This is a genomic window from Streptomyces sp. FIT100 (assembly GCF_024584805.1).
GTDB lineage: Bacteria > Actinomycetota > Actinomycetes > Streptomycetales > Streptomycetaceae > Streptomyces.
In genome coordinates this window covers 4,444,374-4,457,094 of the sequence record NZ_CP075715.1, presented here as the reverse complement: position 1 = coordinate 4,457,094, position 12,721 = coordinate 4,444,374, and the positions used below count along the sequence as shown (strand labels likewise).

12 protein-coding genes are annotated in these 12,721 nt (G+C 70.5%); 6 read left to right on the top strand and 6 right to left on the bottom strand.

Annotated features, from left to right (window positions below; translation table 11 throughout):
* Nucleotides 1-38: 38 nt before the first annotated feature.
* A complete protein-coding gene (locus KK483_RS20120; protein WP_262006595.1) occupies nt 39-1,151 on the bottom strand; it encodes an esterase family protein in 1,113 nt (370 codons plus the stop codon).
* 158 nt (nt 1,152-1,309) lie between these two features.
* Here KK483_RS20120 and KK483_RS20115 point away from each other — a divergent pair, with 158 nt between their 5' ends.
* From KK483_RS20115 to KK483_RS20090, 6 genes are all read left to right on the top strand, one after another.
* Nucleotides 1,310-3,148, top strand: a complete 1,839-nt coding sequence (locus tag KK483_RS20115) for a phosphatidylglycerol lysyltransferase domain-containing protein (protein WP_262006594.1) — start codon at nt 1,310-1,312, stop codon at nt 3,146-3,148.
* A gap of 29 nt (nt 3,149-3,177) precedes the next feature.
* Nucleotides 3,178-4,041, top strand: coding sequence for a dihydropteroate synthase (folP, locus tag KK483_RS20110; protein WP_262006593.1), 864 nt, complete (start codon nt 3,178-3,180; stop codon nt 4,039-4,041).
* 272 nt (nt 4,042-4,313) lie between these two features.
* On the top strand, nt 4,314-4,775 hold the full coding sequence (locus KK483_RS20105; RefSeq protein ID WP_262006592.1) for a nuclear transport factor 2 family protein: 462 nt from the start codon (nt 4,314-4,316) through the stop codon (nt 4,773-4,775).
* Nucleotides 4,776-4,968: 193 nt separating this feature from the next.
* Entirely contained in the window at nt 4,969-5,325 is a 357-nt protein-coding gene (folB, locus tag KK483_RS20100) for a dihydroneopterin aldolase (protein ID WP_242329055.1), read from the top strand.
* A gap of 5 nt (nt 5,326-5,330) precedes the next feature.
* Nucleotides 5,331-5,918, top strand: a complete 588-nt coding sequence (gene folK, locus KK483_RS20095) for a 2-amino-4-hydroxy-6-hydroxymethyldihydropteridine diphosphokinase (RefSeq protein ID WP_262009614.1) — start codon at nt 5,331-5,333, stop codon at nt 5,916-5,918.
* A 59-nt stretch (nt 5,919-5,977) separates the two neighbouring features.
* On the top strand, nt 5,978-6,457 hold the full coding sequence (locus KK483_RS20090) for a DUF3180 domain-containing protein (RefSeq protein ID WP_262006591.1): 480 nt from the start codon (nt 5,978-5,980) through the stop codon (nt 6,455-6,457).
* Nucleotides 6,458-6,718: 261 nt separating this feature from the next.
* Here KK483_RS20090 and folE read toward each other — a convergent pair whose 3' ends face one another.
* The 5 genes from folE to KK483_RS20065 form a co-directional block, all read right to left on the bottom strand.
* A complete protein-coding gene (gene folE, locus KK483_RS20085; protein WP_262009613.1) occupies nt 6,719-7,324 on the bottom strand; it encodes a GTP cyclohydrolase I FolE in 606 nt (201 codons plus the stop codon).
* Between the two features lie 150 nt (nt 7,325-7,474).
* Nucleotides 7,475-9,523 (bottom strand): ATP-dependent zinc metalloprotease FtsH, encoded by a 2,049-nt coding sequence (gene ftsH / locus KK483_RS20080; protein ID WP_262006590.1) that lies wholly within the window; start codon nt 9,521-9,523, stop codon nt 7,475-7,477.
* Between the two features lie 171 nt (nt 9,524-9,694).
* Nucleotides 9,695-10,234, bottom strand: a complete 540-nt coding sequence (gene hpt / locus KK483_RS20075) for a hypoxanthine phosphoribosyltransferase (RefSeq protein WP_093660903.1) — start codon at nt 10,232-10,234, stop codon at nt 9,695-9,697.
* A 73-nt stretch (nt 10,235-10,307) separates the two neighbouring features.
* Nucleotides 10,308-11,393, bottom strand: a complete 1,086-nt coding sequence (gene tilS, locus KK483_RS20070) for a tRNA lysidine(34) synthetase TilS (RefSeq protein WP_262006589.1) — start codon at nt 11,391-11,393, stop codon at nt 10,308-10,310.
* A gap of 189 nt (nt 11,394-11,582) precedes the next feature.
* Nucleotides 11,583-12,707 carry a zinc-dependent metalloprotease gene (locus tag KK483_RS20065; RefSeq protein WP_262006588.1) on the bottom strand — a complete coding sequence of 375 codons (1,125 nt, stop codon included), beginning with the start codon at nt 12,705-12,707 and terminating at the stop codon, nt 11,583-11,585.
* Nucleotides 12,708-12,721: the final 14 nt, after the last annotated feature.

Sequence of the window (12,721 nt, the reverse complement as noted above, 5' to 3'; positions counted from 1 at the left end):
GGTCGCACCGCGCTGAGCGGTCACACCGCGCAGAGTGGTCACACGGCGCTGAGGCGGCCGCTCAGCCACACCAGCGCGGGCGCGATCTCCCGGTTCCAGGTGTTGAAGTTGTGCCCGCCGCTGTCGAGGGTGATCGACGAGACACGCGCGGGAGCCTTCACCTTGCGGATGAAGTCGAGCGTCCCCTTCAGGTTTCCTTCCCCGTGCCGGGACGTGGTGACGAGGAACGAGCTCTGCCCCTGGGGCAGATGGTCCAGGCTCCACAGCAGGTCCGCCCGGTTGCGGGCCTTCTTGTCTCCCTGGAAGAGGTCGCCCGTGGTCACGTCCTCGGCGGCCTTGTAGTACGCCGACAGGCCCGCGCCCGCCGCGTACCGGTCCGGGTGGTGCAGCGCGATCTTCAACGCGCAGTAGCCACCGGTCGAGTTCCCCATGAAGCCCCAGTTCCGCGGCTTGGTGCCGACCCGGTACGTCTCCGAGACGGCGGCCGGCAGATCGTCGGCGAAGAACGTCTCGGTCCGCGGCCCGCCCGGGATGTCGACGCACTCGGTGTCCCGGGGCGGTGCCACGGTCGGCCGCAGCATCACCAGGATCATCGGCTGCATCTTCCCGTTCTTGGCCTGCTGGTGCGCCGTTCTCGGGTACTTGAGGCCCTTGAGCAGGTTCTCCGCCGTGCCGGGATAGCCGGTCAGCACGACCGCCGCGGGAAAGGTCTTCTTCGCGTACGCCGGCTGGAAGTACTCCGGCGGCAGATAGACGTACGCCGGGCTGGTGATGCCCGACTTCCCGCCCGCGATCACGACCTTCTGGATCTGTCCCGCGGCAGCGGGGCGGGTCCCTCCGGGCACGTCGGGACGCTGGGTGGAGACCACCTTGATGTCCTTGCTGTCCGCCGAGTGGTCCACGACCACGCCCATCTCCTGCTCCCGGCCGAGCAGATCGGCCCAGGAGCCGTAGAAGAGGAAGGACTTGTTCGCGGCGAGCCCGAGCGCGGCGAAGAGCGCCAGCTGGGTCGCGAGCAGCAGCCCCACCCTGCCGATGACCGCCCGCGGACGGCGGGCGGCGAGCCGCGGCCACAGCCAGATCGTCGCGGCGAAGAAGGCCACGGCGGCCAGTACGGCCAGCGCCAGAACGGTGTTGCTGGTGAGACCCATGAGGAGATCGAGCCACTTCCGTGCGGGGTGAACGTGAGAATTTCCCGAGAGGGAATGAACCCGCTCCCGTGAAGCGCCGTCCTAGAGGGCGCAAATTGTCCGAGCCGCCTGTTCTGCGGCCCAGGACTCCACGATCTCTCTCGGAGCCACGGGAAGCGATGTCTGTCACGATAGATGGGGATAAGTCGGGGCTGGTTCCGGTTCGGGTACGCCGGATCCTCAGTGGTCCCCGCGCCGAATCCGTACCCGCTCTGGTCGGCACGGCCTGCACCTTCATCGGCCTGATCGACATCGCCGCCGGCGTCTTCCCCCGCTTCCGGCACAGCCGGATGCACGCCTTCGCCGAGGTACTCCCCGGCGCACTCGGCCCGTTCGCCGCCGCGCTCTCGCTCAGCGTCGGCGTCCTGCTCCTGCTCCTCGCCCACGGCCTCAAGCGGCACAAGCGGCGCGCCTGGCGGGCCGCCGTCGTCCTGCTGCCGGCCGGCGCGATCGCCCAGTTCGCCTACCGCCACTCCGTCATCGGCGTCCTGCTCTCGCTGATCCTGCTCGCGCTGCTGCTGCGCCACCGCAGCCAGTTCGCCGCGCTGCCCGACCCGAGCAGCCGCTGGCTTGCGCTCGCCAACTTCGTGCTGATGGGCGCCGGTTCGATCGGCCTCGGCCTGGTCATCGTCAGCGCACACCCGTACAAGGTCGTCGGCAGCCCCAGCCTCAGCGACCGCCTCGAACACGTCCTGGTCGGGCTCTTCGGACTGGAAGGCCCCATCGGCTACCGCGGCGGCGTCGACTGGACCGTCGGCTACTCGCTCGGCGCCCTCGGCCTGCTCACCGCCGTCACCACCATCTACCTCGCCCTCCGCCCCGAACTGCCGGCCGCCCGGCTCACCGAGGACGACGAGGCCCGGCTGCGCGAGCTGCTCGCCCGGCACGGCCGCCGCGACTCACTCGGCCACTTCGCGCTCCGCCGCGACAAGGGCGTCGTCTTCTCGCCCAGCGGCAAGGCCGCCGTCTGCTACCGCGTCGTCTCCGGCGTGATGCTCGCCAGCGGCGACCCGATCGGCGACGTCGAAGCCTGGCCCGGCGCGATCGAGCGCTTCATGGACGAGGCCAGGGCCCACTCCTGGACCCCCGCCGTCATGGGCTGCTCCGAGACCGGAGGCGAGGTGTGGACCCGGGAGACCGGCCTCGACGCCCTCGAACTAGGCGACGAGGCGGTGGTGGACGTCGCGGATTTCTCGCTCAGCGGGCGCGCGATGCGGAATGTGCGCCAGATGGTCAAGCGCATCGAGCGGAACGGTTACGAGACCCGCGTCCGCCGCGTGCGTGACCTCTCCGACGGCGAACTGGAGCGGATACGCCGCGCCGCCGAGGACTGGCGCGGTACGGAGACCGAGCGCGGCTTCTCCATGGCCCTCGGCCGGATCGGCGACCCCTCGGACGGCGACAGCGTCATCGCCACGGCGCACAAGGCCGACGACGGCGAGCCGGGCCCGCACGGCGACCTGAAGGCCGTCCTCCACTTCGTCCCGTGGGGCACGGACGGCATGTCCCTGGACCTGATGCGCCGCGACCGCTCGGCCGACCCCGGCATGAACGAGCTGCTCATCGTCGCCGCCCTGCAGGCGTCCCCCCGGCTCGGCATCGAGCGGGTCTCGCTCAACTTCGCGATGTTCCGCTCGGCCCTCGCGCGCGGCGAGAAGCTGGGTGCAGGACCGGTCCTGCGGACCTGGCGCGGGCTGCTGGTCTTCCTCTCCCGCTGGTTCCAGATCGAGTCCCTGTACAAGTTCAACGCCAAGTTCCGGCCCCGCTGGGAGCCCCGCTTCGTGGTCTTCCGCAACACCCGGGACCTGCCGCGGATCGGCTTCGCCGCGATGCAGGCGGAGGGCTTCGTGACCCTCGCCCTGCCCCGCCCCTTCCGCCGCCGGAGGGCCCGCGCCACACGCCCCTGCGCCCACATCCGCCCGGCCACCGCCCCGGAGCACGAGGTCCGGGCGGCGTGACCGGCCGCTCACGGGCCTAGGCTGGACGCATGAGTACGTCGTTGCGCGGACGGGGCACGGCCACGGGCCTGCCGGAGTGGGACCGCTGTGCGGTCATGGGAGTCGTCAATGTGACGCCGGACTCCTTCTCCGACGGGGGCCGCTGGTTCGACACCACGGCCGCGGTCAAGCACGGCCTCGACCTCGTCGCCGAGGGCGCCGACCTCATCGACGTCGGCGGCGAGTCCACCCGGCCGGGCGCCACCCGCGTGGACGAGGACGAGGAGCTGCGCCGCGTCATCCCCGTCGTCCGGGGCCTGGCCGCCGAGGGCGTCGCCGTCTCCGTCGACACCATGCGCGCCTCGGTCGCCGCGCAGGCGGTCGCCGCGGGCGCGGTACTGGTCAACGACGTCTCCGGCGGCCTCGCCGACCCGGAGATGGTCCCGGCGGTGGCCGCCGCGGAGGTGCCGTTCGTCGTCATGCACTGGCGCGGCTTCAGCGAGGACATGAACAGCCGGGCGGTGTACGGGGACGTCGTCGCCGAAGTCGTCGCCGAGCTGCGCGACCGCATGGACGCCGTGATCACGGGAGGCATCGCCGCCGAGCGGCTCGTCGTCGACCCCGGCCTCGGCTTCGCCAAGCGGGCCGAGCACGACCTCGCGCTCATCGCCCGCCTCGCCGAGCTGCGCGCGCTCGGCCGCCCGCTGCTGGTCGCCGCCTCCCGCAAGCGGTTCCTCGGCCATGTGCTCGCCGAGGGCGCCGCCACCCCGCCGCCCGCGCGCGAGCGCGACGCGGCCACCGCCGCGGTCTCCGCGATCGCCGCCCACGAGGGCGCCTGGGCCGTCCGGGTCCACGAGGTACGGGCCACCGCTGACGCCGTACGGGTCGCCAGGGCCGTCGAGGGAGCGTCGTGAGCGACGCACGCGAGGCCACCGACCCGCAGACAACCATGACGGCCACACCGCTGCGCCGAGTGGGCGGAGAAGCGAACGGAAGGGCACAGTGAGCGACGCACGGGAGGCCACCGACCCGCAGACAACCACGACGGCCACACCGCTGCGCCGAGTGGGCGGAGAAGCGAACGGAAGGGCACAGTGAGCGACGCACGCGAGGCCACCGACCCGCAGACAACCACGACGGCCACACCCTCGCGCCCCGCGGGCGGAGCGGTGAACGGAAGGGCACAGTGAGCGCCCGTACCGACGTGGAGGCGGTCGAGGAGGCCAACACCGCGTTCTACGAGGCCATGGAGCGCGGCGATTTCGACGGGATCTCCGAGCTCTGGCTGGACGGCGAGAACGACGACGACATCTCCTGCGTGCACCCGGGCTGGCCGGTGCTCTCCGGGCGGGGCGAGGTGCTGCGCTCGTACGCGCTCATCATGTCCCACACCGAGTACATCCAGTTCTTCCTCACGGATGTGCGGGTGAGCGTGGCCGGCGACACGGCCCTCGTGACCTGCACCGAGAACATCCTCAGTGGCGGGCCCGCGGAGGAGGCCGGCGAGCTCGGACCGCTCGTCGGACAGCTGGTGGTGGCCACGAATGTGTTCCGCCGCACACCCGACGGCTGGAGAATCTGGTCACATCACGGTTCACCCGTCCTGGCCGAATCCGATGAGGAACAGGACGACGAGTCGCTCTCATGACTGGGCAAACAGGCCGGTAGGGGTTCGTTTTCACGGTTGTCGGGTAGGCGCCGCTACCAGTCGTAGAGGCCGTTGTCCATAGCCCCCGTGGGCGAGCCCTGTCGGCGCCCGCAGGTAGATTCGAACCAGCGCACCGCTGCCGTCCGCACGCGGCCGCCTGCGCGCAGGACCAACGACAGCAGGAGTGATTCGCGTGGATCGTGTCGCGCTGCGCGGCCTCAAGGCCCGCGGGCACCATGGCGTCTTCCCCCGGGAACGGGAGGAGGGCCAGACTTTCATCGTCGATCTGGTGCTCTGCATCGACACCCGCCCCGCGGCGGCCGACGACGACCTGGCGAAGACCGTGCACTACGGAGTGGTGGCGGAGGAGGTCGTCGACGTCGTCCAGGGCGAGCCCGTCGACCTGATCGAGACGCTGGCGGAGCGCATCGCCCAGCAGTGCCTCAAGCACGAGGGCGTCCAGGAGGTCGAGGTCGTCGTGCACAAGCCGGACGCCCCGATCACCGTCCCCTTCGACGATGTGACCATCACGATCACCCGGAGCCGATGACGATGATGAGCGACCCCACCGTGCAGCCGGTGCCGGCCTCCGTGGTCGAGCAGGTGGACGCAGCGGACACCACCCTGTCGAACCCCAAGCGAGCCGTGATCGCGCTCGGCGCGAACCTGGGCAACCGGCTGGAGACGCTCCAGGGCGCGATCGACGCCCTGGAGGACACGCCGGGCGTGCGGGTCAGGGCCGTCTCGCCCGTCTACGAGACGGAGCCGTGGGGCGTCGAGCCCGGCTCCCAGCCGTCGTACCTGAACGCGGTGGTGGTCGTGAAGACCACGCTGCCGCCCAGCTCCCTGCTGGAGCGCGGCCAGGCGATCGAGGAGGCGTTCGACCGGGTGCGCGAGGAGCGCTGGGGGCCGCGGACGATCGACGTGGACATCGTGGCCTACGCCGAGGTGATCTCGGACGACCCCGTCCTCACGCTGCCGCACCCCCGCGCCCATGAGCGCGCCTTCGTCCTCGTCCCCTGGTACGACGTCGAGCCGGAGGCCCAGCTGCCCGGCCGCGGCCCGGTCGCCGAGCTGCTGGTAGGCGTGGGCCGGGAAGGTGTCGTGCCACGCGCGGACCTGGAACTCCGGCTGCCCGAGTAGTCGTTAGGCTCTTCAGAGTCACCAGGGCGGCGGTCGGACACGGACACGAAGGACAGACGGTGAAGCAACTTCGGCTCGGAGTACTGGCCGGGCTCTTCGTGGTGGCCGGGGTCCTGTCGTGGGGCGGGGCGCGGCTGTGGGACTCGTTCGGCACACTGCCGAGCGTGCCGCTGGCCGCGCCGATCGTCCTCGCGGCGATCGCGGCGGTGCTGGCGGCGACCGCGCTGTCGCTGCGCGCCCGCCTGCGCGCCCAGCGCGAGCGCCGCCCCGACGCGAAGGGCGTCGAGCCCCTGATGGCGGCCCGCGCGGTTGTCTTCGGCCAGGCCAGCGCGCTGGTCGCCGCGCTCGTCAGCGGGATGTACGGCGGCGCGGGCGTCTATCTGCTGGGCTTCCTCGACATCCCCGCCCGCCGCGACCAGGTCATCTACGCCGGCTTCGCGGTCGTGGCCGGCCTGGCCGTGATCGCGGCGGCGTTCTTCATGGAGCGCGTCTGCAAGCTCCCCGAGGACGAGGACAACGGCCACGTCCCGACGGCGTAGCCCATGCGGTGCCGGCTCACCACGGTTCCACCACCGTGCGTGTCTTGGCCGCCGTCACGGAAGTGACGGTTGTGTGCACGGCTCGGTCCCCCGCCAGGCTCCGCAGTTGGTCACCGACCTGAACATTTCTCGCCTGGTCACGACCCTCGGCAAGGTTCACTGTCTGCTTGCTCGGAAGACCATGCCCCACGACGACTCCCTGATCAGCGGTCGACTCCACTGACCGGGACCGTAGCGGGCACTGCCGACAAGGCGATCCGACTATCGCGCCATGATCAGGCTCATCGCCTCGTTGCGTGTCGCGACGTCCCGCAGCTGGCCCCGCACCGCCGAGGTGATCGTCTTGGCGCCCGGCTTGCGGATGCCGCGCATCGACATGCACATGTGCTCGCACTCGATGACGACGATCACGCCGCGCGGCTCCAGGATCTCCATCAGCGAGTCCGCGATCTGCGTCGTCAGCCGCTCCTGCACCTGCGGCCGGCGGGCGAAGACGTCGACGAGGCGGGCCAGCTTGGAGAGGCCGGTGATCTTGCCGGTGGTCGACGGGATGTAGCCCACGTGGGCGACGCCCCTGAACGGGACCAGGTGGTGCTCGCAGCAGCTGACCAGTTCGATGTCCTTCACCAGCACCATCTCGTCGTGGCCCAGGTCGAACGTCGTCGTCAGCACCTCTTCGGGACGCTGCCACAGCCCCGCGAATATCTCCTTGTACGCCCGGGCCACCCGGCCCGGCGTCTCCCGCAGGCCCTCGCGGTCCGGGTCTTCGCCGACCGCGATGAGGAGTTCACGTACGGCGTTCTCGGCGCGCTTCTCGTCGAACTCGCCGATCGTCCCCTCGCCGTCCAGCGTCACCGGGTCGGTCATCTGTGCTGCCTCGTTCCTGTGCTCTGCCATGGCGCCGCAGCGGCTATGGCGTGAAATCGTCGCGAAAAAACGCCGCACCTCCCAGGCTAGAACCCGGGAGGTGCGGCGTTCATTCCGGCACCGCGTTGGTCGGAGCCGGATAATGCCTGGTCAGGCCTCCGGTCGCTCCTCCTGGACCGACTCGGCCGCCGACTTGGTGACATCCGTCACCGCGCCGGCCGACGAACCCGCGGTCCCGTTGGCTGTGGTGTTCGCCGCGCCGTTGGTCAGCGCCAGCTCCTTCGGGGAGAGCACCGGCGGGCGGGTCGACGGCGTGCGCCGCGAGGAGCCGGTCCACGCCGGGCGGGCCGGACGCTTCACGATCGGGGCGAAGATCTCGGCGATCTCCTCCTTGCCGAGGGTCTCCTTCTCCAGCAGCGCGAGGACCAGGTTGTCGAGGACGTCGCGGTTCTCGACGAGGATCTCCCAGGCCTCGTTGTGCGCGGTCTCGATGAGCTTCTTGACCTCTTCGTCGACCAGCGCCGCGACCTCTTCCGAGTAGTCGCGCTGATGCGCCATCTCACGGCCCAGGAACGGCTCGCTGTTGTCGCCACCGAACTTGATGGCGCCGAGCCGCTCGGTCATGCCGTACTGCGTGACCATCGCGCGGGCGGTGGTCGTGGCCTTCTCGATGTCGTTCGCCGCGCCCGTCGTCGGGTCGTGGAAGACGAGCTCCTCGGCCGCGCGGCCGCCCAGCATGTAGGCCAGCTGGTCGAGCATCTCGTTGCGCGTGGTCGAGTACTTGTCCTCGTCCGGGAGCACCATCGTGTAGCCCAGGGCACGGCCGCGGGACAGGATCGTGATCTTGTGGACCGGGTCCGAGTTCGGAGAGGCCGCCGCCACCAGGGCGTGTCCGCCCTCGTGGTACGCGGTGATCTTCTTCTCCTTGTCGGACATGATCCGGGTCCGCTTCTGCGGGCCCGCCACGACGCGGTCGATCGCCTCGTCCAGGAAGTGGTTGTCGATCAGCTTCTTGTCGCTGCGGGCCGTCAGCAGGGCGGCCTCGTTCAGCACGTTCGACAGATCGGCACCGGTAAAGCCGGGCGTACGCCGCGCGACGGCGGACAGGTCGACGTCCGGGGCGACCGGCTTGCCCTTCTGGTGGACCTTGAGGATCTCCAGGCGGCCCTGCATGTCCGGTCGGTCGACAGCGATCTGCCGGTCGAAGCGGCCGGGGCGCAGCAGCGCCGGGTCGAGGATGTCCGGGCGGTTGGTGGCGGCGATCAGGATGACGCCGCCCTTGACGTCGAAGCCGTCCATCTCGACGAGCAGCTGGTTGAGCGTCTGCTCGCGCTCGTCGTGCCCGCCGCCGAGGCCGGCGCCGCGGTGGCGGCCCACCGCGTCGATCTCGTCGACGAAGACGATCGCCGGGGCGTTCGCCTTGGCCTGCTCGAAGAGGTCGCGGACGCGCGAGGCACCGACACCGACGAACATCTCGACGAAGTCGGAACCGGAGATCGAGTAGAACGGGACGCCGGCCTCACCCGCGACGGCGCGCGCGAGGAGCGTCTTGCCCGTGCCGGGCGGGCCGTACAGCAGCACGCCCTTGGGGATCTTGGCACCGACGGCCTGGAACTTCGCCGGCTCCTGGAGGAACTCCTTGATCTCGTGGAGCTCCTCGACGGCCTCGTCGGCGCCCGCGACGTCGGAGAAGGTGGTCTTGGGGGTGTCCTTGGTGATGAGCTTGGCCTTGGACTTCCCGAAGTTCATCACCCGGGAGCCGCCGCCCTGCATCTGGTTCATCAGGAACAGGAAGACGACCACGATGAGGACGAAGGGCAGCAGCGAGAGCAGCACCGAGAGGAACGGGCTCTGCCGCTCGGGCGAGACCGTGTACCCCTTCTCGATCTGACCCGCGTCGTACTTCTGCTGCAGCTTGTCGGCGAGCGCGACGCCCTGGTCGCCGATGTAGCTCGCCTGGACCTTGTCGCTGCCGTCGACCTTCTGGCCGTCCTTCAGCTCGATCTTGATGACCTGTTCGTCACCGGTGGTCAGCTTGGCCTGCTCGACCTGGTTCTTGTCGATCGCCTGGACAACCTCGGCGGTGTCCACCGTCTTGTAGCCGCCCGACGAGCCGACGACCTGCATCAGCACGACCACGGCGAGGACGGCCAGCACGATCCACATGACCGGCCCACGGAAGTATCGCTTCACGTCCATCCATACGGAGCGGTGTCGCTCCGTCCCTCCTGCCCGTAGGTAAATGCTGCTATGAGACTCAACTGAAAAGACTGTTCTTCGGAAGGTACCCCAGCATTGTCACCCGGGACCGCCTTCCCATGCTCCAACGGCGGGAAGACGGTCCTGGTTCCCGTGCCCGGGCCGCCGGGTTCAGCCGCCGTAGACGTGCGGGGCGAGCGTGCCCACGAACGGGAGGTTGCGGTACTTCTCGGCGTAGTCCAGGCCGTATCCGACGACGAACTCGTTCGGGATGTCGAATCCGATCCACTTCACGTCGATCGCGACCTTGGCCGCGTCCGGCTTGCGCAGCAGCGTGCAGACCTCGAGCGACGCCGGCTCGCGCGAGCCCAGGTTCGACAGCAGCCAGGACAGGGTCAGCCCCGAGTCGATGATGTCCTCGACGATCAGGACGTGCTTGCCCTTGATGTCGGTGTCCAGGTCCTTGAGGATGCGGACCACACCGGAGGACTGGGTGCCGGCGCCGTACGAGGAGACGGCCATCCAGTCCATCGTGACGGGGGTGGACAGCGCACGCGCCAGGTCCGCCATCACCATCACGGCGCCCTTGAGGACTCCGACGATGAGCAGGTCCTTGCCCGCGTACTCCGCGTCGATCTTCGCGGCCAGCTCTGCCAGCTTCGCGTCGATCTCTTCTTTGGTGATGAGGACCGATTTGAGGTCGGCGCCCATGTCCTTCTCGTTCACCCGCGTCGCTTTCTGTCTCGGCTTCTCGGCCCGCTTGCCCGCAACCGGCTCGGCCGGCTCAGCCTTGCCGAATGACCAGTCTGCCACCCTGGCGGCGTGCCTCGACCCGGCCGGGCAGGTTGATGGCCCCCTGGCCGCGCCAGCCGGTGATCAGCCGCTCGACCTCCTCGATGTGCCGTGCGAAGAGCGAACCCGCAGGTGAACCGGTTGCGACCAGGGCGCGGCGGAGCACCCTGCGGCGCACCGCGGGGGGCAGGGCGTAGAGCTTCGCGCAGTCGAGGAGACCGGCGTCGTCGCGTACGGACGCGTCCACGTCGGCGGCCCAGGCGTCCAGGGCGTCGGCATCGTCGCGGGAGAGCTGGGCGGTACGGGCGAGCGCCTCGACGACGCCCTTGCCGAGCGCCTTCTCCAGGGCGGGCAGGCCCTCGTGGCGCAGCCGCGAGCGGGTGTACGCGGGGTCGGCGTTCATCGGGTCGTCCCAGACGGGCAGCTGCTGGACGAGGCACGCCTTGCGGGCGGTCTGCCGGTCGAGCTGGAGGAAGGGGCGGCGGTAGCGGCCGGATGGGGACACGGCGGCCATGCCGGAGAGCGAGCGGATGCCGGAGCCGCGGGCGAGGCCGAGCAGGACCGTCTCGGCCTGGTCGTCGCGGGTGTGGCCGAGCAGCACCGCGGCGGCGCCGAGGCGGTCGGCGGCCTCGTCCAGGGCGGCGTAGCGGGCGTCGCGGGCCGCGGCCTCGGGTCCGCCGTCGCGGCCGACGCTCACGGCGATGGCCTCGACCGGGTCGAGGCGCAGGGCGGTGAGGCGGGCGGCGACCTCGGCGGCGCGGAGGCCGGAGCCGGTCTGAAGTCCGTGGTCGACGGTGATGCCGCCGGCGCGCACGGAGAGCTTGGGGGCCTCGAAGGCGAGGGCGGACGCGAGCGCCATGGAGTCGGCGCCGCCGGAGCAGGCGACGAGGACGAGGGGGCGCTCGGCCGTCGCGAGCGGTCCGGCGGTGGCCCGCTGTCCGGTGTGGAGCGTTCCGGGGCGGAGCGTGCCGGGGCGGCCGGTGGCGGGGCGGGGGATCTCGTTCAGTTCGTTGAGTACGTCGTGGAGTACGCGGCGGACCGCCAGGCGTATCGCCGCGACCGCAGGATGGGGACCCATGTCCGGTGCCCTTCGTGGAGTTGGGGTGCCTCGGTCGGAGTCGGGACGGAGGAGGATCGGTCACTCAGAGTGCGTCGATGGTGACAGAACCGGGCCGTTCCCCGAGCATTGCACGCCTACCCATCGCCCACGGTCCCTCGGATGGGTGATTACGAGGGCATCCTTCTGCCGTGGGCCGTATGCCCTTCCTCAGTCTGCCTTACGGTGCACTCGCGCGACCCAGTCCGCCGGTTCGGCGATCTCCGCCTTGGTCGGAAGGGTGTTGGGCGACGTCCAGACGCGGTTGAAGCCGTCCATGCCGACCTGCCCGACGACGGCCCGCACGAAGCGCTCGCCGTCGCGGTACTGGCGCAGCTTCGCGTCGAGTCCGAGCAGCTTGCGCAGCGCCGTGTCGAGCCGTGAGGCGCCGCGGGCCCTGCGCTGCTGGAACTTCTCCCGGATCTCGCTGACGGAGGGCACGACCTGGGGGCCGACGCCGTCCATGACGAAGTCCGCGTGGCCTTCGAGCAGGGACATCACGGCGGTCAGCCGGCCGAGGATCTCGCGCTGCTCCGGTGTCTGGACGATCTCCACGAGGGAGCGGCCCTCGTCCTCCTCGCCCTCGGGGCGGCCTCCGGCGAGCGACTGGGCAGCCTCACGCAGCCGTTCGAGGACCGTCATCGGGTCCACGTCGGTCTCGGTGAGGAATGACTGGATCTCGCCCTCCAGGTGGTCGCGCAGCCAGGGCACGCCGGTGAACTGGGTGCGGTGTGTCTCCTCGTGGAGGCAGACCCAGAGCCGGAAGTCGTGCGGGGCGACGTCCATTTCGCGCTCGACGTGGACGATGTTCGGCGCGACGAGCAGCAGCCGGCCGCCGCTGCCGGGGGCACCGGGCAGCTCGCGGCTGGGCGGCGCGAAGGTCTCGTACTGCCCGAGGACGCGGGAGGCCAGGAACGACAGGAGCATGCCCAGCTCGACGCCGGTGACCTTGCCGCCGACGACGCCGAGCACGGACCCGCCGGGGGTGCCGGCGCGGCGCTCCTGCATCTTGTCCAGCAAGGGCTTCAGCAGCTCGCGGAAGCCCGCGACGTTGGCCTTCACCCAGCCCGGCCGGTCGACGACGAGGACGGGGGTGTCCTCGGGCCGATGCCCGTCGGGGATCATCCGGGTGAACTCCCGGACGTGCTCCTCGGACGCCTTGGCATGCCGCCGCAGCTCGGCGACGACGGCCCGCGCCTCGTCCCGGCTGACGTCGGGACCCGGCCGCACGAGTCGGGTCGCGGTCGCGACCGCGAGGTTCCAGTCGACCATCTCGGCACCACCGATGCTCGTCATGCGTCAACCGTACG

Coding starts and splice junctions, on each gene's coding strand:
- KK483_RS20065 (WP_262006588.1), bottom strand. CDS start 12,707: ATGACGAGCATCGGTGGTGCCGAGATGGTCGACTGGAACCTCGCGGTC.
- KK483_RS20115 (WP_262006594.1), top strand. CDS start 1,310: ATGTCTGTCACGATAGATGGGGATAAGTCGGGGCTGGTTCCGGTTCGG.
- folE (WP_262009613.1), bottom strand. CDS start 7,324: ATGACCGACCCGGTGACGCTGGACGGCGAGGGGACGATCGGCGAGTTC.
- folK (WP_262009614.1), top strand. CDS start 5,331: ATGAGCGACCCCACCGTGCAGCCGGTGCCGGCCTCCGTGGTCGAGCAG.
- tilS (WP_262006589.1), bottom strand. CDS start 11,393: ATGGGTCCCCATCCTGCGGTCGCGGCGATACGCCTGGCGGTCCGCCGC.
- folP (WP_262006593.1), top strand. CDS start 3,178: ATGAGTACGTCGTTGCGCGGACGGGGCACGGCCACGGGCCTGCCGGAG.
- ftsH (WP_262006590.1), bottom strand. CDS start 9,523: ATGGACGTGAAGCGATACTTCCGTGGGCCGGTCATGTGGATCGTGCTG.
- KK483_RS20120 (WP_262006595.1), bottom strand. CDS start 1,151: ATGGGTCTCACCAGCAACACCGTTCTGGCGCTGGCCGTACTGGCCGCC.
- hpt (WP_093660903.1), bottom strand. CDS start 10,234: ATGGGCGCCGACCTCAAATCGGTCCTCATCACCAAAGAAGAGATCGAC.